The sequence below is a fragment of the Demequina sp. NBRC 110051 genome, assembly GCF_002090055.1.
Taxonomy (GTDB): Bacteria; Actinomycetota; Actinomycetes; order Actinomycetales; family Demequinaceae; genus Demequina.
On record NZ_BBRH01000011.1, the window covers coordinates 110,616 to 133,863 of the forward strand.

18 protein-coding genes and 1 riboswitch are annotated in these 23,248 nt (G+C 69.1%); of the genes, 9 read left to right on the top strand and 9 right to left on the bottom strand.

Going from position 1 to position 23,248, the window contains the following annotated elements; genetic code table 11:
* Positions 1-142: 142 nt before the first annotated feature.
* Positions 143-2,566 carry a GH36-type glycosyl hydrolase domain-containing protein gene (locus tag B7K20_RS06220; protein WP_084101620.1) on the bottom strand — a complete coding sequence of 808 codons (2,424 nt, stop codon included), beginning with the start codon at positions 2,564-2,566 and terminating at the stop codon, positions 143-145.
* 156 nt (positions 2,567-2,722) lie between these two features.
* Between B7K20_RS06220 and dcd the strand changes: the two genes are divergently transcribed.
* The 4 genes from dcd (at position 2,723) to B7K20_RS06240 (ending at position 6,933) form a co-directional block, all read left to right on the top strand.
* Positions 2,723-3,295 (top strand): dCTP deaminase, encoded by a 573-nt coding sequence (dcd, locus tag B7K20_RS06225; RefSeq protein WP_084101621.1) that lies wholly within the window; start codon positions 2,723-2,725, stop codon positions 3,293-3,295.
* A 40-nt stretch (positions 3,296-3,335) separates the two neighbouring features.
* Positions 3,336-3,475, top strand: a riboswitch (TPP riboswitch).
* Positions 3,476-3,496: 21 nt separating this feature from the next.
* Positions 3,497-4,627: a thiamine ABC transporter substrate binding subunit gene (locus B7K20_RS06230; RefSeq protein WP_084101623.1), complete on the top strand. Its 1,131-nt coding sequence runs from the start codon at positions 3,497-3,499 to the stop codon at positions 4,625-4,627.
* 21 nt (positions 4,628-4,648) lie between these two features.
* Positions 4,649-6,286: an iron ABC transporter permease gene (locus B7K20_RS13400; protein ID WP_084101625.1), complete on the top strand. Its 1,638-nt coding sequence runs from the start codon at positions 4,649-4,651 to the stop codon at positions 6,284-6,286.
* Positions 6,283-6,933: an ABC transporter ATP-binding protein gene (locus B7K20_RS06240; protein WP_084101627.1), complete on the top strand. Its 651-nt coding sequence runs from the start codon at positions 6,283-6,285 to the stop codon at positions 6,931-6,933. The genes B7K20_RS13400 and B7K20_RS06240 overlap by 4 nt, the downstream gene beginning before the upstream one ends.
* A 92-nt stretch (positions 6,934-7,025) precedes the next feature.
* Here B7K20_RS06240 and B7K20_RS06245 read toward each other — a convergent pair whose 3' ends face one another.
* On the bottom strand, positions 7,026-7,499 hold the full coding sequence (locus B7K20_RS06245) for a rhodanese-like domain-containing protein (protein WP_084101629.1): 474 nt from the start codon (positions 7,497-7,499) through the stop codon (positions 7,026-7,028).
* Between the two features lie 232 nt (positions 7,500-7,731).
* Here B7K20_RS06245 and dnaK point away from each other — a divergent pair, with 232 nt between their 5' ends.
* From dnaK to B7K20_RS06265, 4 genes are all read left to right on the top strand, one after another.
* A complete protein-coding gene (dnaK, locus tag B7K20_RS06250) occupies positions 7,732-9,591 on the top strand; it encodes a molecular chaperone DnaK (RefSeq protein WP_084101631.1) in 1,860 nt (619 codons plus the stop codon).
* Between the two features lie 69 nt (positions 9,592-9,660).
* Entirely contained in the window at positions 9,661-10,230 is a 570-nt protein-coding gene (locus B7K20_RS06255) for a nucleotide exchange factor GrpE (RefSeq protein ID WP_084101633.1), read from the top strand.
* A gap of 24 nt (positions 10,231-10,254) precedes the next feature.
* Complete coding sequence (locus B7K20_RS06260) at positions 10,255-11,220, top strand: DnaJ C-terminal domain-containing protein (protein ID WP_084101635.1); 966 nt, start codon at positions 10,255-10,257, stop codon at positions 11,218-11,220.
* A gap of 37 nt (positions 11,221-11,257) precedes the next feature.
* Positions 11,258-11,674 (top strand): heat shock protein transcriptional repressor HspR, encoded by a 417-nt coding sequence (locus B7K20_RS06265; RefSeq protein ID WP_084101637.1) that lies wholly within the window; start codon positions 11,258-11,260, stop codon positions 11,672-11,674.
* Positions 11,675-11,783: 109 nt separating this feature from the next.
* Here the strand turns inward: B7K20_RS06265 and B7K20_RS06270 are convergent, their stop codons facing one another.
* A complete protein-coding gene (locus tag B7K20_RS06270) occupies positions 11,784-12,551 on the bottom strand; it encodes a hypothetical protein (protein ID WP_084101639.1) in 768 nt (255 codons plus the stop codon).
* Between the two features lie 173 nt (positions 12,552-12,724).
* Between B7K20_RS06270 and B7K20_RS06275 the strand changes: the two genes are divergently transcribed.
* Complete coding sequence (locus B7K20_RS06275; RefSeq protein ID WP_084101641.1) at positions 12,725-15,844, top strand: sigma-70 family RNA polymerase sigma factor; 3,120 nt, start codon at positions 12,725-12,727, stop codon at positions 15,842-15,844.
* Positions 15,845-15,867: 23 nt separating this feature from the next.
* On the opposite strand, the gene B7K20_RS06280 is transcribed toward B7K20_RS06275, so the two are convergent.
* From B7K20_RS06280 to B7K20_RS06305, 6 genes are all read right to left on the bottom strand, one after another.
* On the bottom strand, positions 15,868-16,470 hold the full coding sequence (locus tag B7K20_RS06280) for a DJ-1/PfpI family protein (protein ID WP_084101643.1): 603 nt from the start codon (positions 16,468-16,470) through the stop codon (positions 15,868-15,870).
* A 21-nt stretch (positions 16,471-16,491) separates the two neighbouring features.
* A complete protein-coding gene (locus B7K20_RS06285) occupies positions 16,492-17,772 on the bottom strand; it encodes a multidrug effflux MFS transporter (protein WP_084101645.1) in 1,281 nt (426 codons plus the stop codon).
* Between the two features lie 389 nt (positions 17,773-18,161).
* The gene (locus tag B7K20_RS06290; RefSeq protein WP_084101647.1) at positions 18,162-19,166 is read right to left on the bottom strand and encodes a carbohydrate ABC transporter permease; all 1,005 of its coding nucleotides are present in this window, start codon (positions 19,164-19,166) and stop codon (positions 18,162-18,164) included.
* Entirely contained in the window at positions 19,163-20,098 is a 936-nt protein-coding gene (locus B7K20_RS06295; protein ID WP_084101649.1) for a carbohydrate ABC transporter permease, read from the bottom strand. The genes B7K20_RS06290 and B7K20_RS06295 overlap by 4 nt, the downstream gene beginning before the upstream one ends.
* Positions 20,099-20,161: 63 nt before the next feature.
* Positions 20,162-21,571, bottom strand: a complete 1,410-nt coding sequence (locus B7K20_RS06300; protein ID WP_234985736.1) for an ABC transporter substrate-binding protein — start codon at positions 21,569-21,571, stop codon at positions 20,162-20,164.
* A gap of 24 nt (positions 21,572-21,595) precedes the next feature.
* Positions 21,596-23,245 (bottom strand): glycoside hydrolase family 13 protein, encoded by a 1,650-nt coding sequence (locus B7K20_RS06305; RefSeq protein WP_200809039.1) that lies wholly within the window; start codon positions 23,243-23,245, stop codon positions 21,596-21,598.
* Positions 23,246-23,248 lie beyond the last annotated feature (3 nt).

Consider the following 23,248-nt stretch of genomic DNA (forward strand, 5'->3'; position numbering starts at 1 on the left):
CCGCGCTGACCGCGCCGCTGTCACGAAGTGACGGTGATCTAGCCACCACGCCGCGTGGAAGAGCCCGTGGAGCGGCGTGTCGCCCAGATCACCGTCACTTTGGAACAGGGGGCGGCGGAGAGGTGGCGTGGCGGCCCCGCGATTAAACCGTCGCGGTGACCTCGACCGTCGAACCGGGGGCCGCGTAGGGCACCTCGTTGCCGTCGATGGGCTGGCCGTCGACGGTGAGGCTCGCGCCCTTGCCGCCCGAGTTACTCACCGTGATGACGTAGGTCGCGCCGCGGATCTGGCGGCGCACCGTGTACTCGGAGATCTCGGCGCCGATGCACGGGTCGACGATGAGTCCGTCGTAGCCCGGGCGCACGCCCAGCAGGTGCTGGGAGACGGCGACGAAGTTCCACGAGGCCGTGCCGGTGAGCCACGAGTTCTTCGCCTCGCCGTGCCGGGCGGCGTCCTTGCCCGCGATCATCTGGGCGTAGACGTACGGCTCGGTGCGGTGGACCTCGGAGATCTCCTCGCGGTAGGCGGGGGCGATCTGCTTCCAGTACTCCCAGGCGTACTCGGAGCGGCCCACGACCGTCTCCGCGATGATCACCCAGGGGTTGTTGTGGCAGAAGATGCCCGCGTTCTCCTTGTAGCCCGGCGGGTAGCTCGTGACCTCGCCCAACTCCACGTGATACTCGGTGTAGGCGGGGTTCAGCAGCACGATGCCGTGCGGGGTGTTGAGGCGCTCGCGCACCGAGTCCAGCGCCTGGACCGCCTTGCCGTCCTCGACTCCCACGCCGCCCATGACGCAGTAGCCCTGGGGCTCGATCCAGATCTGGCCGTCCTGGGTCTCGTGCGTGCCGACCTTGTTGCCGTAGTAGTCGTAGGCGCGCAGGAACCACTCGCCGTCCCAGCCGTGCTCGGTGACGGCGGCGCGCATGTCCTCGACGGCCTGCTCGGCGCGGTCCGCCTCGGCGTCGTCGCCGCGGCGACGGGCGAGGGCCGCGTACTCGGGGCCGATGGCGCAGAACATGCCCGCGATGAAGATCGACTCCGCGACGCCGCCGGTCTTGTTGCCGGTGGTCTGGAAAGACTCGCCCGGCTCGGTGGAGAAGCAGTTGAGGTTGAGGCAGTCGTTCCAGTCCGCGCGGCCGATGAGCGGCAGGCCGTGCGGCCCTGCCTTGTCGAGCGGGTGGTTGAAGGAGCGACGCAGGTGCTCCATGAGGGTCGCGGACGTCGACTCGTCGTTGTCGAACGGCACCATCTCATCGAGGATGCCGAAGTCGCCCGTCTCCTTGACGTAGGCGGCGACGCCGAGGATGAGCCACAGTGGGTCGTCATTGAAGCCAGAGCCGAGCGTGTGGTTGCCGCGCTTGGTCAGCGGCTGGTACTGGTGATAGGCGCTGCCGTCCTCGAACTGGGTCGAGGCGATGTCGATGATGCGCTCGCGGGCGCGCTCGGGGACCAGGTGCACAAAGCCCAGGAGATCCTGCGAGGAGTCACGGAAGCCCATGCCGCGGCCCATACCGGTCTCGAAGTAGGAGGCCGAGCGGGACATGTTGTACGTCACCATGCACTGGTACTGGTTCCAGATGTTGACCGAGCGGTCCAACTTCTCGTCACCCGAGGTCACCGTGTAGGAGCCCAGCAGGCCGTCCCAGTACTCGTTGAGTTCGGCGAAGGCGGCGTCGGCGGCCTCGTTGGTCGAGAAGCGGTCAAGCAGCTCGCGGGCACCGGACTTGTTGATGACGCCAGGGGCCTCCCACTTGTCGTCGCGGTCATTCTCGAGGTAGCCGAGCACGAACGTGTAGGTCGTGGTCTCGCCGGGCTCAAGGTCGGCCTTCAGGTGGTGCGAGGCGATGGGGTACCAACCCGAGGCGATCGAGTCGCCGGACTGCGCAGCGTGCGGCACGGCGGCCTCGTCGAAGCCGTTGCCGAATCCGAGGAAGGTGTCGCGGTCGGTGTCGAAGCCCGCGATGGGCGCGTTCACGCCGTAGACCGCGTAGTGGTCGCGACGCTCGCGGTACTCGGTCTTGTGATAGATGGCGCCGTCCTCGACCTCCACCTCGCCGATCGAGAGATTGCGCTGGTAGTTGGTCTGGTCGTCCTCCGCGTTCCACAGGCAGAACTCGAGGAAGCTGAACAGCGAGACCGACTTGTCCTGGTCCGACGTGTTGGTCAGCGTGACCTGGTGGATCTCGGCGTTGGTGTCGACGGGCACGAAGAACAGCACCGAAGCCTCGAGGCCGTTCCGCTCTCCGGTGATGCGGGTGTAGCCCATGCCGTGGCGGGTCTCGAAGCGGTCCAGCTCGGTCTTGTAGGGGCGGAAGCCGGGGCTCCACACGTCGCCGCCGTCGTTGATGGTGAAGTAGCGGCCGCCGTCATCGACCGGCACGTTGTTGTACCGGTAGCGCGTGAGGCGGCGCAGCTTGGCGTCACGGTAGAACGAATACCCGCCACCGGTGTGGGAGATGAGACCGAAGAAGTCCTGCGCACCCAAGTAGTTGATCCAGGGGTACGGCGTGTGCGGCGTGGTGATGACGTACTCACGCGCTTCGTCGTCGAAGTGTCCAAACTGCATGGGGCAGGCCTTCCGGTGTCAGGGGTATCCGCGCCCATCGTAATGCGCTTGTCGAAACGTTGCGAGTCGGTGCGCGAAACGTTTCGATTTCGTGACCTGCGGCGGCCGATGCCGTGGTCGCGTCCGCTTCACTCGTGCGGGGGCTAGATTGGCCCCATGCTGCTCAGCGACCGAGACATCCGCGCCGAGATCGAGGCCGGCCGCGTGGCCCTTGACCCGTGGGACCCCGACATGATTCAGCCGTCGTCGGTGGACGTCCGGCTCGACCGCTACTTCCGCGTGTTCGACAACCACAAGTACGCGGCCATCGACCCGTCCGTCGACCAGCCCGAGCTCACCCGCCTGGTCGACATCACCGAGGGGCCGTTCGTCCTCCACCCCGGCGAGTTTGTGCTGGGCTCGACCTACGAGTCGGTCACGTTGCCTGATGACGTTGCCGCGCGACTCGAGGGAAAGTCCTCGCTGGGGCGCCTGGGCCTCCTCACCCACTCGACCGCAGGCTTCATCGACCCCGGCTTCGAGGGCAACGTCACGCTTGAGCTGTCCAACACCGCGACACTGCCCATCAACCTGTGGCCCGGCATGAAGATCGGCCAGCTGTGCTTCTTCCGCCTGTCCTCCCCCGCCGAGCACCCCTACGGCTCCGAAAAGTACGGCTCGCGCTACCGCGGCCAGCGCGGGCCCACGGCGTCGAAGAGCTTCCAGAACTTCCACCGCATCGACGTGTAGCAGGCCGGTTCCTCACCCCGTCGCCCGGCGCTATGCTGGCCGGACACGACAGGGGAGCGCTTCCCGGGAGCCGGTCGCAGCATCGGCCGCCGAGACAAGAGCGCTGAGAGTGCGGAACCGCCGCAGACCCTCGAACCTGATCCGGGTGATACCGGCGTAGGGAGTCGAGACTCGATCCCCTCCTAGCAATGGGAGGCATTCATGCGCATGTTGCGCGCCACCACCTTCGGGGCCATCGCCCTGACCACCCTTACCCTCGCCGCGTGCTCGGCGGGCGACGTCGACACCCCGGAAGGCGACCCGACCGCGAGCGCCACCGGCGCCGCCCAGGCGCCCACGGCATCGGCCAGCGCCAGTGCCACGGACACCACGGACCTCGAGGGCCAGACCGTCACGGTTGTCACCCACGACTCGTTCGCGGTGCCCGACGACGTCCTCGCCGCCTTCGAAGACGAGACCGGCCTCACCGTCGAGTTCACCGCCCCCGGCGACGCGGGCGCCCTGGTCAATCAGCTGGTCCTCACCAAGGACGCGCCGCTGGGCGACGTGGTCTACGGCGTCGACAACACCTTCGCCAGCCGCGCGATCGACGAGGGCGTCTTCGCGGACTACGAGTCCACCGCACCGGCCGCCGCCGACGCCGCCGAGTACGCCATCGCCGGTTCCGACGCCCTCACCGCCATCGACTACTCCGACGTGTGCCTCAACTACGACATCGCGTGGTTCGAGGACAACGGCGTGCCCGTCCCGACCGGCCTGGGCGACCTCACCGACCCGCAGTACGCGGGCCTCCTCTCGGTCACCAACCCCGCGACCTCCTCCCCCGGCCTCGCGCTGCTGCTCGCGACCGTCGATGAGTTCGGGGACGGCTGGACCGACTACTGGGCCGGCCTGCGCGAGAACGACGTGCGCGTGACCCCGTCCTGGTCCGACACGTACTTCGTGGACTTCTCGGTGCCCAACTACGGCGGCGACTACCCGCTGGTGCTGTCCTACGCCTCGTCCCCGCCGTCCGAGGTGATCGACGGCGAGCCCACCTCGGCCGCCCTGCTCGACACGTGCTTCCGCCAGGTCGAGTACGCCGGCGTGCTTGAGGGAGCCGAGAACCCTGCAGCCGGCCAGGCCGTCATCGACTGGATGCTCTCCGACGAGTTCCAGGCAAGCGTGCCGGACAACATGTACGTCTACCCCGTCTCGTCGTCCGTCGACGTGCCCGAGGCCTGGGCCGAGTACGCCCCCCTTGCGGACGAGCCCCACACCATGGACCCCGCCGAGATCTCCGCGCACCGCGACGACTACATCGCCGACTGGACCGCGACGGTCCTCGACTGATCCCAGGCCGAGGAACGCGAGATGAGCCTGGCCGCGCGCCGCAGCCTCGGCTGGTGGCTGCTGGCCGCCGTGCCGCTCGCGTTCCTCGGCCTGTTCTTCCTGTGGCCGCTCGCGTCGGTCCTGGTACACGGTCTCTTCGACGGCGGCTTTGACGCCGCGGGCACCTGGGCGGTGGTCACGTCTTCCCGCACGGCCGATGCCGTGGTCACCACCCTCGGGCTCGCCCTCGCGGGCACTGTGGGTTCGCTCGCGCTGGGCGTCCCCGGTGCGTACGTGCTCTACCGGTTGCGCTGGCGCGGGCAGCGGACGGTGCGCTCGCTCGTGGCGGTGCCGTTCGTCCTGCCGACGGTGGTCGTCGCCGCCGCGTTCTCCGCGCTGTTGGGACGCTCGGGGCCGCTGGGGTTCCTTGAGCTCGACCAGTCCGTCGTCGCGATCGTCGCGGCGCTGGTGTTCTACAACGTCTCCGTCGTGGTGCGCGTGGTGGGCGGCGCGTGGGCGGGGCTGGACCCGTCGCTCGGGGCAGCAGCCGCGACGCTGGGCGCCGACCGCCGGCGAGTGTTCGCCCACGTGACGGTGCCGGCGCTCATGCCAGCCCTCGCATCGGCCGCCTCCGTGGTCTTCTTGTTCTGCGCGACCGCCTTCGGGGTGGTGTTGGTGCTGGGTGGCACGCGGGTGCGCACGCTGGAGACCGAGATCTACCTGCAGGTCAACCAGTTCCTCGACCTGCGCGCGGCCGCGGTGCTGTCGGTCCTCCAGATGGTGTTCGTCGCGCTCGCACTGTGGCTCTCCGCGGCGGCGAGGCGCCGGCGCGAACGCGTGGCCGGCGGGCGCGCCCTCGACGGCACACGCCCCTTCCGGCCGGCCGATGCATGGGTCGCCCTTCCCACCCTTGTGACCCTGGGTCTTTTGCTGGCCCTCCCGTTGTACTCGCTGGTGGAGAGGTCGCTGAGGACCATCGACGGCCATGGGGTCGACCACTATGTGGCGCTGTTCTCCGAGCCTGGTCGCACCGTGCTGCCGGTGTCGGTGGCGCAGGCCGCCGTGAACTCCCTGGTGACGGCGGCGATCGCCGCGGCCGTCGCATGCGTGGTGGGGCAGGTGGTGGCGACGTTGCTGACGCGGCGCACGCGACGCTCCGGCGCGCTCGATGCCGTGGTGATGCTGCCGCTGGGGGTCTCGGCGGTCGTGGTGGGACTCGGCATGCTGCTGACCCTCAACCGCCCGGTGCTCGGGGTCGACCTGCGCGGCTCGTGGTGGCTGGTGCCCATGGCACAGGCGGTGGTGGCGCTACCGCTGGTGGTGCGCACGCTGGTGCCCGCGGCACACGCGATCGACCCGCGGCTGCGGGCGGCGGCGGCGACGCTCGGGGCGTCCCCGTGGCGGGTGTGGGCGGCGGTCGACTGGCCGCTGCTGCGCCGGGCCTTCGGGCTGGCCGTGGGTTTCGCGTTCGCGATCGCGTTGGGTGAGTTCGGCGCCACGACGTTCGTGGCGCGACCCGACCGACCCACGCTGCCCACCGCCATCTATCGGCTCCTGGGGAGGCCCGGCATCGAGAACATCGGCATGGCCTTCGCCGCGGCGGTGGTGCTGGCCCTCATGACGGCGGCCATCATGATGGTGTCCGAGCGCATGCGCACGCAGGTGGGAGCTGATCTATGAGCGGGCTGACGGTCGAGGACCTCAGGGTCGAGTACCCGGGCAAGCCTCCTGTCGTTGCGGTCGAGGGCGCTTCCCTGTCGGTCGCGCCCGGTGAGACGGTGGCGTTGCTGGGCCCCTCGGGATGCGGCAAGTCCTCACTGCTGAGCGCGATCGTGGGGATCGTCGAGCCTGCCGGTGGGCGTGTGATGTGGGACGGCGCCGACGTGACGGACGTGCCCGTGCACCGGCGCGGCTTCGGGCTCGTGTTCCAAGACGGACAGCTCTTCCCCCACCGTTCGGTGGCACGCAACGTGGCCTTTGGGCTCGAGATGGCAGGGGTGGCGCGCGACGAGCGCCGCGAGCGCGTCGAGGAGCTGCTCGAGATCGTGGGCCTGACCGGTTACGGCGAGCGTGCCATCACGGAGCTGTCGGGCGGGCAGCGCCAGCGCGTCGCGCTCGCGCGATCGCTCGCTCCGCGGCCCCGCCTGCTGGCGCTCGACGAGCCGCTGTCCTCGCTCGACGCAGACCTGCGCGCGCGGCTCGCCGTGGAGGTCCGCGACATTCTCGCGGCCACCGGCACCGCGGCGTTGGTGGTCACGCACGACCCTGCCGAGGCCCAGGTCATGGCGTCGCGCGTGCTGCGGATGAGCGCCGGCCGCCTCCAGTAGCGCAGCTGCCGCCCCAGGAGCCATTCAGTGCCCGCTTTCGCGCGAAACCGGGCACTCAGCGGCTCCCAGGACGCGCACCGGAACGGGCGGGCTCAGCAGGCGCAGGCGATCGCCTCACCCGTCGACGACAGCGGCGCCGTCAGCGGGTCCGGCGCCCGCGTCGCGTCGATCGTGACCTCGCGGCCCTCCGCGTCAACCGTCACGGCGTCCACCGGCAACCCCTCGCGCGCCCAGTACTCGAAGCCGCCGATCATCTTCTTCACCTCATAACCAAGCTCGGAGATGATCAATCCGGCGCGGGTCGCGCCGTTGCAGCCGGGGCCCCAGCAGTACACGACGAACCGCGTTCCCGTCGGGTACGCGGGAATGCGCGAAGCCATGAGGGGCTTGGGCATATGGACGGCCCCGCGGGCGTGCCCCTGGCGCCAGGCGCGCTCGTCGCGGCTGTCAATGAGCACAAAATCGCCGGAGGCGACCGCGGGCGCCACGTCGGACGGGTCCGTCTCGAACGCGAGCTTCGCGCGAAAGTGTGCGGCGGCGGCGGAGGTGTCGGGGGCATCGGCCATGGCGCCAACCTAGCCCCGCACCCTGGTGCCTGTCAGCGAGAAACCGGCGCCGGCATCGGCCGCAGCGAAGCAAACCGCAAGAGTTGAGCAGAGTTCACTCAACTTTTGCCGAGCCGGCTTGACATCTACGACGCCGCGAGGATACTTGAGCGTAGGCGGCTCAACTTCGATAGAGCCGGCGACAACTCAGGCCAGGGCCCCGGTCCCGGCCGCATCACAAGGAGGACATCTCATGGCACGAGCAGTCGGTATCGACCTCGGCACCACCAACTCGGTGGTGACCGTCCTGGAGGGCGGCGAGCCCACCGTCATCGCGAACGCCGAGGGCGCCCGCACCACCCCGTCGGTGGTCGCGTTCTCGAAGACCGGCGAGGTCCTGGTGGGCGAGATCGCCAAGCGCCAGGCCGTCACCAACGTCGACCGCACCATCACCTCGGTCAAGCGCCACATGGGCACCGACTGGGCGACGGAGATCGACGACAAGAAGTACACGGCGCAGGAGATCTCGGCCCGCATCCTGGGCAAGCTCAAGCGCGACGCCGAGGAGTACCTGGGCGAGAAGGTGACCGAGGCGGTCATCACGGTCCCCGCGTACTTCAACGACGCCGAGCGCCAGGCGACCAAGGACGCCGGCGAGATCGCGGGCCTCAAGGTCCAGCGCATCGTCAACGAGCCCACCGCCGCGGCCCTCGCCTACGGCCTGGACAAGGGTAAGGAAGACGAGCTCATCCTGGTCTTCGACCTGGGTGGCGGCACGTTCGACGTCTCGCTGCTCGAGGTCGGTAAGGACGAGGACGACTTCTCCACCATCCAGGTGCGCGCCACGGCCGGTGACAACCGCCTGGGCGGCGACGACTGGGACCAGCGCATCGTCGACCACCTCATCAAGGAGGTCAAGAACACCGAGGGCGTGGACCTGTCGAAGGACAAGGCCGCGGTCCAGCGTCTGCGCGAGGCCTCGGAGCAGGCCAAGAAGGAGCTGTCGAGCGCGACGAGCACCAACATCTCGCTGCAGTACCTCAGCATCGGCGAGAACGGCCCGGTCCACCTGGACACGCGCCTCACCCGTGCGCAGTTCCAGCAGATGACCTCGGACCTCATCGAGCGCACCAAGGCGCCGTTCCACCAGGTCATCAAGGACGCCGGCATTCAGCTGTCGCAGATCGACCACGTGGTCCTCGTTGGCGGCTCGACCCGCATGCCCGCGGTCACGGACGTCGTCAAGGAGCTCACGGGCGGCCGCGAGCCCAACAAGGGTGTGAACCCGGACGAGGTCGTCGCCGTCGGCGCCGCCCTGCAGGCCGGTGTCATCTCGGGTGAGCGCAAGGACGTGCTGCTCATCGATGTCACCCCGCTAAGCCTCGGCATCGAGACCAAGGGCGGCGTGATGACCACGCTGATCGAGCGCAACACCGCGATCCCCACCAAGTCGTCGGAGGTCTTCTCGACCGCCGAGGACAACCAGCCCTCCGTGCTGGTGCAGGTCTACCAGGGTGAGCGTCAGTTTGCCCGCGACAACAAGCTGCTGGGCACCTTCGAGCTGGGCGGCATCGCGCCGGCCCCGCGCGGCGTGCCGCAGATCGAGGTCACGTTCGACATCGACGCCAACGGCATTGTGCACGTGGGCGCCAAGGACCGTGGCACCGGCAAGGAGCAGTCCATCACCGTCACCGGTGGATCGGCCCTGTCCAAGGACGACATCGAGCAGATGATCAAGGACGCCGAGGAGCACGAGGCCGAGGACAAGAAGCGTCGCGAGGACCAGGACACCCGCAACAACGCGGAGACCTTCGCCTACTCGACCGAGAAGATCCTGTCGGAGAACGAGGACAAGGTTCCCGCCGAGGTGGCCGACGACGTCAAGACCGCGATCGCCGACGTGAAGACGGCGCTCGAGGGCGACGACGTGGACGACATCAAGGCCAAGCACGACGTGCTGGTCGAGAAGGCGCAGAAGATCGGCGAGGCCGTCTACGCCGCCCAGGCCGCCGAGGCCGAGGCGGGCGACGCCCCCGCCGACGACGCCGCCGAGTCGCAGGACGACGACGTGGTGGATGCCGAGATCGTCGACGACGAGAACGACAAGAAGTAGCGAATCCCGTAGGCGGGCGACTGGCCGATGCGCCGGTCGCCCGCCGCGGTCGCTCACGGAAGGCGTGACATGACTGACACCACCCCCCAGCCCGACCCCGACGACCGCGACCCGCTCGCCGAGGCAGAGTCGATCATCAACGACGAGGCCGCCCGCGCCGAGTCGGAGACGGCCGAGACCGACGCCGAGGGCGACGAGTTCGACACCGACCTCGCCCGCGCCGAGGCCCGCGCGGAGGAAAACTTCGCCGACCTCCAGCGCCTGCAGGCGGAGTTCGTCAACTACCGCAAGCGTGTGGAGCGCGACCGCGAGGCCGCGGCGACCCAGCACACCGCGAAGGTGGTCGAGCAGCTCATCCCCGTGCTCGACGACATCGCCGCGGCGCGCGAGCACGGCGACCTGTCCGAGGGCCCGTTCGCGTCCATCGCCGTGAAGCTCGAGGAGTCCCTGGGACGCCTGGGCTGGTCGAGCTATGGCGCCGTGGGCGACGAGTTCGACCCTCAGCTGCACGAGGCCCTCACCTCGCAGCCCTCGGCCGAGGTGACCGTGCCGACGGTCCAGGTGGTGGCTCAGCCCGGCCACCGCATCGGCGAGCGCGTGGTGCGTCCCGCCCGCGTCGTGGTCGCCCAGCCCGAATAACCCCACTCCAGGAAGGAGACGCCCGTGTCCAGTCAGGACTGGTTCACCAAAGACTTCTACGCGACGCTCGGCGTCTCCAAGGACGCCTCGCCCGAGGACGTCAAGAAGGCGTACCGGCGGCTCGCCCGCGACCTGCACCCCGACCGCAACCCCGGCGACGCCAGCGCCGAGCGGCGGTTCAAGGACGTGGGCGAGGCGTACGGCGTGCTGTCCGACAAGGAGCAGCGCCAGCAGTACGACGCGATCCGCGCGATGGGTGGTGGCGGCCCGCGCTTCCAAGCGGGAGCCGGCGGCGCCGGCAACGGCGGCTTCGAGGACGTGTTCTCCTCGATGTTCGGTGGCGGCGGCGCGAACCGCGCGGGCGGTCAGCAGTACCGCGCGCAGGGATTCGAGGACGTGCTGTCGAACATGTTCGGCGGCGGTGGCTTCCAGCGCGGACCTCAGAAGGGCTCCGACGTGGCCGCGGCCACCGAGGTGTCGTTCCGCCAGGCGGCATTCGGCGACACCATCACGCTGCGCACCTCGACCGGCACGGTCAAGACCCGCCTGCCCGCCGGCGTCACCGACGGCCAAAAGATCCGCATCGCGGGTAAGGGCCGCCAAGGAACGAACGGCGGTCCGTCGGGCGACCTCATCCTCACCGTGCGTGTGGGCAAGCACCCGGTGTTCACGGCCGACGGCAAGAACCTGCGCATGAACCTTCCCGTCAGCTTCGACGAGGCCGCGCTGGGCGCGACCGTCGAGGTCCCCACGCTCGACGGCGACCGCGTCAAGGTCAAGGTCGCGTCCGGCACTAACTCCGGAACCACCCTGCGCGTCAAGGGTCGGGGCATTGCGACCAAGCAGGGCACCGGCGACCTGCTGGTCACGGTCCAGGTGTCGGTGCCGAACAAGCTCAGCCGCAAGGCCAAGGAGGCGCTGCAGGCCTTTGCACTGGCCGATGCCTCATACGACCCGCGCGCCAGCCTCTACGACGACGCGGCCAAGTAGCGAGAGACTCTTACCTCAGAGCCCGAAAGGAGGACGTATGGAACGCCCCGATGTGGACGAGCCCGTCTTCCTCATTTCCGCGGCCGCCGAGCTCGCCGGCATGCACGCACAGACACTGCGTCAATACGACCGCCTGGGCCTCGTGGTGCCACGGCGCCGGCCCGGCGGAGGGCGCCGCTACTCACTGCGTGACGTCGCGACGCTGCGCGAGATTCAGCGCATGAGCCAGGACGAGGGCATCAACCTCGCCGGCATCAAGCGCATCCTGTCGCTCCAGAATCGTGTGGACCGGCTCGAGGCCGAGGTGGAGAAGCTCCGCCCACGCGCCGACGTGGGCTCGCGCATCTTCACCACGGGGCCCACCGGCTCCGTGGTCATCGTGGAGCGAGGACGTCGCGCCTCGCGTGACGAGGGCCGCTCCTTGGTCCTGTGGCGCGGCGGCTTCGGCGAATAGACGGCCGATGCCGTGGCCGGGTTTCGCTCGCGTGGACGGGTTGCGTGGGGAAAAGCGGGGCCCGGTACCGCCCTCAGCTCGGTACCGGGCCCCATCCCCCTGCTTCCCCTCAGCGTTGGAGTGAATCCACCAACTCCCGGGCATACTCGTGGGTGGCCGGAAGCGATTCCACCCACAAGCGCGCCGGCTGGCGCGTGAGATTGCCGACCCGCGTCGCCACGGATCGCTGAATGATGTGGTCGCGCAGCATCGCGAGCGACTGACCCAGCTGGGCGTCGCGGATGATGAGCACCGCGTAGAGTCCGTCGCCCAGGCGGGCGATCGGGTGGCCGGGACCGTAGGCCGAGCGCAGGGCCTCGCCGATGGTGGCGTTGCGCGCCATCCGCTGCCACGGGTCGTCGCAGTCGAGGCTCACGTCGACCATCACGAGCGCGTGCGTGCGGGTCACGGTCGTCCCCAGGCGGATCGCGTCCCCGTACACCTCCGCGAGACGCTGGGTCAGGTACTCGGGGGTGCCGAGCCCGGACTCCGCATCCGTGATCGCGGGCGCGGCATTGGCGACCGAGGCACCCTCGGTCCACCCCTCACACAGCGCGCGCAGGGTGCGGATGGGTGCGGACGCGAAACCGGCGGCCTTGAACAGCACCGCCATGTCATCGATCGCCTCGGTGATGCCCACGCCGGCCGCGGAACGCGCCTGGCCCAGCCGGAACGCGGCGGCCGCGGTGTCGAGCCGCGCATCGAGGGCCTCGACGAGGGCCTCGGTCGCGGGCGTGTACCAGTCACCCGGCCGGCGCCACACGGTCTGCACGCTCGTGGATTGCCACGAGCGCAGCAGCGCCGCGGCGGGGGCGCTGGGGGTGCTGATGTCGGTCATGCCCCATGAGAGGGGTGCGACGCGGCTTCATGACGCGGATTCGGAAGAAATTTCTAGGCGATCCTCAAGGCCGGGCCGATGCAGGGTGTGACGGGCACAACTTTGCGCTTGCTTTTGACCACTGGTCACAGGGACGATAGGGGCCACTATCGCCATGAACGGGACTGAGGGCCATGACAACTGAGGCGATCGCGCTATGGACGGAAACGTCCAGCGATCCGGAGCTGATCGCCGGCGTGCGCGCCGGTGACCCGGCCGCCTTCGGTGTGCTCTACGAGCGTCACGTCGACGCCGCCCGCAAGGTCGCGTTTCAGTACACGAACTCGGTGTCCGACATCGACGACGTGGTCTCGGAGTCCTTCTCCCGGGTCCTGCGCGCGCTCCAGCGCGGTGACGGCCCCGACCTCGCCTTCCGCGCGTACCTCTTCACCATTGTGCGGCGCACCGGCATGGACGTCATCGAGAAGGGCAACCGCACCCGCCCGCGCGACGACATGGAACCGTACGAGGCGGCGCTGGGCTACGAGGCGTCCTCCGATGAACCCGCGCTTCAGGGCTTCGAGCAGGGCATGGTAGCCGACGCCTACCGGTCGCTTCCCGAACGCTGGCAAGCGGTGCTGTGGTACACCGAGATCGAGAAGAAGAGCCCCAAGGACATCGCGCCTCTGCTGGGGCTGAGCGCCAACGGCGTGGCCGCGCTCGCCTATCGCGCACGCGAGGCGCTGCGCCAGGCCTACCTCCAGCAGCACCTGTCCTCGTCGGTCGAGGTCAGCTGCATGGAGGCCAATGCGCAACTCGGATCGTATGTACGCGGGGGCCTGTCCAAGCGCGAGCACACCCGCATCGACGGGCATGTGAAGGGTTGCGAGCGCTGCACCGCGCTGGTGCTGGAGCTCGAGGACGTCAACCGCGGACTGCGCGGCATCATCGCTCCCCTGTTCATGGGTGCGCTGGGGGTGGGAGCGCTCGAGGGCGGCCTGCCCATCGGCGGCGCCCTGGGCCCCGCGGGCGCGACCGGGGCCGCGGGTGCCGGTGGTGCCGGCAGCGCCGCGGCAGGTGCCGGCGCGACGACCGCGAGCGGGGTAGCCGGGGCCGCGGGGACCGGAATCCTCGGGGGCCTCGGGACGCTCGGTGCCGTGGGGTTGCTGACCAAGGTGGCCGTGCCCGCCGCGGCGGCGCTCGGCGCCGTCGCGCTCACCGTCGCAGGCGTCAATTTCATCGGGAACCTGTTCCCTGGCGAGGACCCAGCCGATGCTCAGGGCACCGGCGGCGTCGCGTCGCCGCGGGACAGCGAGCCCGGGGCGGGTTCGACGGATGCCGATTCCGGTGTCGACTCAGGTGTCGACGACGACGCCGATCAGCCTGCGGCCGGCACCCCCGGCTCCGTGGACGAGTCCGACGACGCCACCGGCCCGATCTACTCGGCCCAGACTGGCAGCTCGCCTTCCTCCGTCGCCCCGGTGACGGCACCCGGCGCGGGCACCGCACCGGCCGGCAGCGGCACGGCTCAGACCACTCCCGCGATCGTGGTCGACCCTGGCGCGACGAGCGATGACGGATCGACCTCCGGCGGTTCCGCTGGGGCATCGGGCACGGACGGAACGGGCACCGCGGACGACACGTCCGGGGGAACTACCTCGGGCGACACGGGAAACAACACCGGCTCTGGTAGCGGAACAGATACTGGCTCCGACAGCGGGACCGATAGCGGAACCGACTCAGGCATCGGCACCGGCGGCGACAGCGAGACGCCAGGAGACGGCACCGGTGAGGAACCCGGCACGGATACCGGGACGGATACGGGTACGGATTCCGGCTCGGGCACCGGGACCGATAGCGGAACCGACTCGGGCACCGACACCGACACCGGAACGTCGGGCACCAGCAAGCTGAGCATCGCCCAGTCCCCCACGTCGTACCTTGCTCTCACGCGCTCGGACCCCGAGGTGACACTCGCCCTCAGCAACGACGGCGACGGCGCCGCGGCGGACGTCACGGCGTCTATTGCGCTTCCGGCGGGGCTCACGTTTGCGGCGCCCGGCGGCACCGCGGGCTTCGCAGCCCCACAGGAGGACGTGTGGAGCCAGCAGATGGCTCGCGTCACCCAGGAGCCGTTCACACTCGACGGCTGGGAGTGCACCCTTAGCGCGAACGCCCGCGTCCTGACCTGCGCCATCGACTCCGTCGGCGCGGGCAGCGATGCCAGCTTCGACATGGACGTCACGCTCCTGACGGACCGCCTCGCGGACGACGCGACGACGACCTTTACGGTCGACGCCGGCGCACAGCATGTTTCTTACTCCGTCGCCACCGGCATCACGGACCTGCCGACCGGCTACGGCGCCACGGGCGGGGCGGGAGCCACGCAGGTGGGCGCGACCCTCATGGGGTGCTCCGAAATCTTTGACCCGCACCGATACTGCAAGAACGTCATGGACCAGACGGCGAACGGCGATCAACTCAAGTACAACAACAACGCCTACGCGATGGTGCCGCTGAACGACGCGGGCGGCGAGAACAACTCGGGCACCACCACTGTCGACCTGCCCGCGGGCGCGACGGTGACAAGCGCCACGCTCGAGTGGTCGGCGAACCGCCCGGTCCTGACCCACTGGTCAGGTGACACGGGATCCGCTCGCCTTCGCGTTCCCGGCGGCCACTACGTGGAGGTCACCGCGGACACGACCCGCTCGTTCACTCGCTCACTGTGGCACTACTACCTGTCACGGGCGGACGTCACGGACCTCGTCACCGGCGAGGGCACGTACGGCGTCGCCGACATCGCACTCGCTCAGTCCCCTGGTACGAATCTCTACGGCGGGTTCACGCTGACCGTCATCTACGACGACCCGGCCGCGCCGGAGACCTCGTCCGTCACCGTGTTCGAGGGGCCGCATTGGGCGTCCGAGTCCACGCCGGTGACGCTCCCGTTCCGCCTGGACGAGGGTCGCTATGTGACGGCCTCATGGACCGCCTACGAGACCGACCGCGGCTTCATCAACGACCGCGTGGCTCTCGACTGGTCGCCGCTGAGGCCCGAGCGTGAGCGCGGCAACGGCGACTCCGGCAACGCGGGCGACTCGACCGCGTTCGGCGGCCTCTACGCCAACACCCTCGGGATCGACGCCAAGCCCTTCGAGACCGTGTGGGCACAGCAGGGCGCGCACGCGCTCAAGGTCACAACGACTGCTGCGCACGAGGACGCCGACGACTCGCTCGGCGGCGGCCAACGCTCCACGGGCGACGACTTCCTCATCGGCACCGTGGTGGTGCAGACCTCGACCGAGGGCTGAGCGCACACCGCTTCGGCAAGCGATTAACGCTCGGGCGTGGCCTTCCAGTCCATGTCGAGCTGGCGCGCGGTCGCGTGAGCGAGATTCTCTCCCGCCACGCGGGCCACCACGTGGAGGGCCATGTGAATCCCTGAGGTGAGGCCGCCGCTGGTGACCACATCGCCGGCGTCGACCCAACGGACGCCGGCCACGGCATCGGCCACCGCCTCGCTCGCGAGGTCAGCGACGTCCTCCCAGTGCGTGGTGGCCGGAAGGCCAGCCAGCAGCCCGGCGCGCGCGAGGAGGAAAGATCCGGTGCACACCGACGTGGTGAGGCCGGCCCCCTCGGAAAGGAGGCTCACAGCCCTGGCGAGTGATGCATCGGCCACCGCCTTGCCCACGTCGATCGTGCCGGGGACGACGACCACGTCGCAGGGCCCCACGGCATCGGCCGCCGTCAGGCCGGTGAGCGTCATGCCGCCAAAGGCGGTCGCGTCGGCGCCGTCGGGGCTGATCAGCACGACCTCGAAGCCGGGCGCCTCGCCTGCACGCTCCTGCAGCCGGGCGGCCGTGAGGAAGACCTCGTAGGGTCCGCCCGCGTCAATCAGGTCGAAGTCGTCGAATACCAGGATGCCGATGCGCGTCATGGGCTCACCCTAGGGCAGGGACTAGCGCACGACCTCCGTCGAGGCACGCGGGAACACGATGACCCAGAAGGCCGCCTGGGCGAGCAGCATGGCACCCACGGCCACAATGCCCATGGAGGCCACGGAGATGCCCCCGAGCCCGATCAGCGGGGTCGCGAGGCCCGCGACTCCCATGTTGAGCGCGCCGATAAGGGACGCCGCGGTGCCGGCCTCCTCGGCGTGGCCCGCGAGCGCCGTCACCTGCACCGTCGGCATGATGAGGCCCAGCGGGGCGACCACGAAGAACAGCGAGACGAGCACCCAGACCACACCGGCATCGGTGACGCCGGAGGCGAGCAGCGCGAGCGCACCCAGCGACTGCACCGCGAGGCCCGCGGTGGTCACCGTGCGAGGGGCGAACACGCGCATGAGGCGCGCGGACGCCTGGTTGCACAGGACGAGGCCGATGGAGTTGGCGCCGAAGACCAGGCCGTACTGCTGGGCGGACAGGCCGAACTGCTCCTGCAGGACGAACGACGACGCGGACAGGTACGCGAACAGCGCCGTAAACGACATGGCGCCGACGAGGGCAATACCCACGAAGGCGCGGTCGCGGAACAGGTGACCGTAGCGGCGGGCGACGACGGCGGCCTCGAACTTGCCGCGCTGCTGAGCAGGGCGTGTCTCGATCATGAGGAAGGCGGCCACAAGAATCATCACAATGCCGTAGGCGGCCAGGACGAAGAAGATGCCGCGCCACGGCATCACCGCGAGCAGCTGCGAGCCGATGACGGGGGCCACCACGGGCGCAAGGCCGCTCACGAGCGCCATGTTGGCGAGCATGCGGATCAGGCGCTGGCCGGCGAACAGGTCGCGCACCATGGCCATGGCGACCACACCGGCACCTGCGGCGCCGATGCCCTGGAGAATACGTCCCGCCATGACGAGCTCGACGGTCGGGGCGAAGGCCACCGCGATCGAGGCGAGGATGTGGACGGCAGTCGCGACCAGAAGAGGACGACGGCGGCCGAGAGCGTCGGACAACGGGCCCACGATCAGTTGGCCGAGCGCGAAGCCGATCATGGTCGCGGTCAGCGTGAGCTGGATCGCGGCGTCGTTCGCCTGCAGGTCAGCGGCCACCTCGGGGAAGGCGGGCAGGTACAGGTCGACGGTGAAGGGGCCGAGCGCGACAAGGGCGCCCAGGATCAGGATGTACTTGAGCTTGTCACGACGCGTCAGGGTCTGTCCAAGCGTCTGCGCGACCGAGGGGTCGACAGGGACGGTGGGGGCAACGGTGTTGCGGGCATGGACGTCGGAAGACACGACAAAGACAACTTTCCAAGAGGGGGTCGGCGGTGGCGGGCGTCGAGTGCCGTCTGCGAAGGCAGCTCCGGGGGTGGGCGCCACTCGAGTACAACTCCGACGCCGCCAGTGTATTCCCTACCGGCCGGTAAAAAACACCCCTACGTTGTCTTTGCCTGGTGTTGGGGTGGGGCGCGGGGCCCTCCTCGCGGGGGTCCCGCGGGTCCCGTACCGCTCAACACACGGCTGGGGCCGATGCGACGGCTGGGGCTCGTGTTTATCCCCACCCGCCACACGAGGCACACCGGCACCAGGTGTGTGTTGGGCGGTACGGCGGCGGGGGCTGGCAGGCCCTGGTAGGCGCCGCGTACCACGACACCACAGCTCGCAACGGCCCGGGACGTGGACTGTCAGCCCTTGACCGCGCCTCCCAGGCCCGCCGAGCGCAGGAATACCCTCTGGAACAGCAGGAACATCACTACCGGGATGATGGTCGCTATCGCGAGCGCCGCAAGGAAGACATCGAGCTCGGTCTGCGACTGGACCGCGGGGAGCCGCACCGAGAGCGGTTGCACCGCCGGGTCGGGGAGCACGAGGAGCGGCCAAAGGAAGTCCTTCCAGGCCGCAATCACGGCGAAGACCGACACCACGCCGAGGATGGGCTTCGACATCGGCAGGATGATGGACCAGAACAGCCGGAAAGGTCCCGCGCCGTCAGTCTGCGCCGCCTCGATGACCTCGCGTGGGAGATTGTCGAAGAACCGCTTCACGAGCAGGATGTTGAAGGCGTTCGCGGCCATCGGCAGCCACACCGCAAGGTAGTTGTTCAGGAGCGAGTAGTCGCGCCCGAGGAACGGTGGGCTCACCACGGTGAGGTAGAGCGGCACCAACAGCACGACCGACGGGATGAACAGCGTCGCGAGCACCAGCGAACCCAGCACTCGGTGGTAGCGAGGCTGGAGAACGGACAGCGTGTAGGCACCTGTGGTGGCGACCAGCATCTGGAACACCCACGCGCCCAGCGCGATGACGACCGTGTTGAAGAAGTACTGGTCGATGTGGATGTCATTCCACGCGGTCGAGAGGTTTGCCCAGTCGATGCCGTTCGGCCACAGCGCGAACGGCTCTCGCAGCGTGTCCTGGGTGGGCGTCACCGCCGCCTTGGCGAGCCAGAGGAGGGGTCCGAGCCCCGCGAGCACTAGCGTCACCGACAGGAACACGTGCACCACTCGCATCCCGCGACGCACGCGCGGCTGGCGGAGGTCCGCTTCGGACACGATGCCGCGCGAGTCCTCGATCATCGGGCCTCGACCCTTGCGCCACCGCAGCGGCCGTGAACGCCGCGTGTCGACTCCTCCTGCGAGTGCCGCCGTGCCGGTGCGCTGCGCCGCAGGGGTGGTCGTTTCGGTGGTCATGAGGTACTCCAACGGGCGGTGAGGCGGAAGTAGATCCAGGACAGCAGCGCTAGGAAGATGGCGAGCATCACGGACAGCGCCGTGGCCATGCCGTAGTTGCCGCCGAGCGAGTTTTGGAAGGCATAGCGGTAGATGAGCAGCAGCACCGTGGTGGTGGAGTTGACGGGTCCACCGCCGGTGAAGAGGAAGGGTTCAAGGAAAATCTGCGCGGTGGCGAGAATCTGCAGGATCAGCATCACGAAGATCACTCCGCGCAGCTGCGGCAGCGTCACGTGCCAGGCCTTGCGCCAGATGCTGGCGCCATCGACCTCCGCCGCGTCGTAGAGCTCAGGGGGGACGGCTAGTAGCGCCGCAAGGTAGATGATGATCGAGCCGCCCGCGGCGGCCCAGGTGGCCTCGATGACGAGTGACGGCATGGCCTGGGCCTGACTCTGGAGCCACGGTTGAGGGCCGATGCCCACCCACCCCAGCACGGTATTGAACACGCCGTTGGGCGAGGCGTCGTAGAACACCTTCCACAGCAGCACCGCGACGACGGGCGGCACCACCACGGGCAGGTACGCGAGCGCGGAGTAGATCCCCTTGCCGCGCCGCACCTCGCTCATGAGGACGGCCATGAGGATGGGGATGGGGAAACCCATGACGAGCGCGAGGGCCGCAAAGTAGAGCGTGTTGAGCACCGCGGTGCCGAGCAGAGGGTCGTTCAGGACGGCGATGAAGTTGTCGAAGCCCACGAACTCCGCGGGCTGGAGGAGGTTCGTCTTCTGGAAGCTCATGACGACGGACCGCACGATGGGCCCCCAGCTGAACACGGTGAAGATGAGGATCATCGGCAACGCGAAGGCGAGGGCCGTCAGCCCTCCGCTCTTGACCCAGGTGCGCGGGGTGCGGCGCCGTCGCGCCGTCGCGGCGGGTGCATGCGTGGTGGTCATGCCACTCCTTGAGGTGAGGCCGGACGGCCGGGGCGAGGGAGCGCCCCGGCCGTCCGTGCGGCGTTACTGGTCGAGCAGGGCCTGGGCGTCCTGGTCGGCCTGGGTCAGGAGCGCGTCGATGTCGGCTGACTCGTCGGTCAGGACCGCCTGCACCACGGGGTCGAGCAGCGCGTAGATCTCCTGAGTCTTGCCCTTGGGCTCACCCACGGGGGTCTGGTCCCAGATGTTCTCGGTGAACGGGGTCATCTGCTCCTGGGGCACGTTGACGAACTCGGCGATCCACTGCTGCGACTCGTCGTAGAGCTCGCGGGACAGGACCGGAAGCACGGGAGTGCCCACGGCCTGCCCGGAATCGGCGAGCGCCTGCGCATCGGCCTTGGCGGCGTCCTCGTTCATGAGCTTCTGCATGTAGTACCAGTCGATCCACTTCACGGCGGCAGCCTTGGTGGTCTCGTCGACGGTGGGGCTGACCACGGCGATGTCGCCGCCGCCGAGCGTGCCGGGGTCGTCGCCCTCCAGGGGCATGACGGTCAGTCCGTACTGGTCGGGGTCCATGCCGAAGTCCCGGACGAGGGCCGTGTAGACGTCGGAGCCGGAGGTGAACATGCCGAGGTTGCCCGCGGCGAACTCCTGGTTGATGGTCCCCCAGTCGAGGTCCACCTTGGCGCCGAACGCGTTGTCCTCCCACTTGACGTCGTGGAGGAACTCGAGGGTGGCCTTGGTGCCGGCATTGCTGATGCTCGACGTGTAGGTGCCGTCGCCGTTGTCGACCTGGGTGCGGCCGCCACGCGACACGGTCTGTGCGGTGAGCTGCCAGCCGCCGGTGTTGTTGATCGCCATTTGGGAGTAGCCGGCCTTGCCGGTCTTGTCTGCGATCGCCTTGGCGGCCTCACGGACCTCGTCCCAGGTGGCGGGTGGGTTGTCGGGGTCCAATCCGGCCTCGTCGAACAGGTCCCGGTTGTAGTGAAGGCCCATGGCGTAGGCCTGACGCGGGAAGCCGAAGATGTTGCCGTCCGCGTCGGTCACGCCGTCGAGGATGATCGGGTTGAACTTGTCGGAGTAGCCCAGCGTGTCCACCTCCGCGGTCACATCCATAAGCTGGCCGTTCTCCAGCAGGGTCTTGGAGTCGGTGAAGGGGACGGTGAAGACGTCCGGGAGGCTCCCTCCCGCGAGTTGCACGGCGAAGGTGGGTCCGGTCCATTCGTACTCGACTCCGATGACGTCGATATCCGGGTTCGCTTCCTCGAACTGCGCCTCCTGCGTGGCGAAGGCCTCGTAGGCTGCCTCGTCCGCGCCGGGCGGGAACGTCGCCACGCGCAGTTCGATGGTGCCCGAGGCGGCCTCAGCGGAGCCTCCCGAGGTGGGCGTCGTGTCTGGGTCACCGTCCGATGTGCAGGCGGTGACGAGCATGGCGCTCGCGGCGAGTGTGGCACCCACCGCGGCGGTCCTGCGGCCGATCGACATCATTGTCATTCTCCTTGGGGTTGGTGTGCGCCCTCAGGCGCTGTGGGCGCCGGGCTCAACGTCGAGCCAGACGGTGCAATCGGGTGGCAACTCCCCGTGCTCCAGCGGGTTGCTGGCGAGGACGATGCCGTGATGGTCGGGCAGCGCCACGGGCTCGCTGCCGAGGTTGGTCAGGGACACGAGCCGGTCGCCTCGCCTGAAGGCGATGACGTCGTCGCGCGCATCGACCCACTGCAGGCGGCCGATGCGTAGGTCGGGGTCGGTGCGGCGCCGCGCCAGGGCAGCGCGGTACAGCGTGAGCATGGAGTCCGGCCGGTCGGCCTGCTCGCTCACCGCGCGGTCGCCCCAGCCACGGGGTTGGGGTAGCCATGGCCGGGCGTCCCCGTCGCCGAACCCGTGGGACACGCCGTCCTTGGTCCACGGCAGCGGCACGCGACAGCCATCACGTCCGGGGTCGACTCCATTCGAACGGAAATGCATCGGGTCCTCAATCGCGTCGAGGGGGAGCTCGACCTCCGGCAGACCGAGCTCGTCTCCCTGGTAGATGTAGAGCGAGCCGGGTAGCGCTGCGGTGAGCAGCGCAGCTGCGCGGGCACGGCGCGCGCCGAGGTCGAGGTCGGTGGGCGTGCCGAACCGCTTGCGCTCGAAGGCGAAGCCGGTGTCCTCGCGGCCGTACCTGGTCACCGGGCGCGTGACGTCGTGGTTGGACAGCACCCAGGTGGCAGGTGCACCGACCGGCGCGTGGTCGGCGAGCGTGCGGGTGATGGAGGCCTTCATGGCCACGGCGTCCCACGGCTGGGTCATGAGCGCGAAATTGAAAGCCGTGTGCATCTCATCTGAGCGGAGGTAGCGCGCGAAGCGCGCGGAGTCCTCGAGCCAGACCTCACCGACCAGAACGCGCGGCTCCTCGTACGAGTCCGCGACGGCACGCCACGACCGGTAAATGTCGTGGATCTCGTCGCGGTCGACGTGCGGGTGTTCGCCCGGACGTGGATCGAGCGGGAGCTGCGGGAGGGCGGGGTCCTTGATAGGGAGCGCGGCCGAGTCGATGCGGACGCCCGCGACGCCACGGTCGAACCAGAAGCGCAGCACGTCCTCGTGCTCGGTGCGAACGTCGGGGTGGTTCCAGTTGAGGTCGGGCTGTTCGGGGGTGAACAGGTGGAGGTACCACTGGCCGGGGGTGCCGTCGGGTTCGGTGACCCGGGTCCAGGTGGGACCCTGGAAGCTCGAGACCCAGTCGGTGGGCATCGTTTCGCCATGGGCGCCCCGGCCGTCGTGGAACCAGAAGCGCTCGCGCTCGGGGCTGCCGGGGCCGGCCGCAAGCGCCTCCCGGAACCAGGGGTGCTGGTGGCTGATGTGGTTGGGGACCACGTCGATAATCGTCCGAATCCCCAGGGCGCGGGCCTCACCGATGAGCGCCTCCGCCTCGGCAAGGGACCCGAATATGGGGTGGATGGCGCGGTAGTCCTCCACGTCGTAGCCGCCATCCGCGAGTGGGCTGGGGTACCACGGGTTGAACCAGAGTGCATCGACCCCCAGCTGTGCGAGGTACGGGAGGCGGGACCGTACTCCGGCCAGGTCGCCGGTGCCGTCGCCGGAACCGTCCGCGAACGACCGCACGTACACCTGGTAGATCACGGCGGTACGCCACCAGTCACCGTCGAGCACAGGGTCGATCGCCACGAC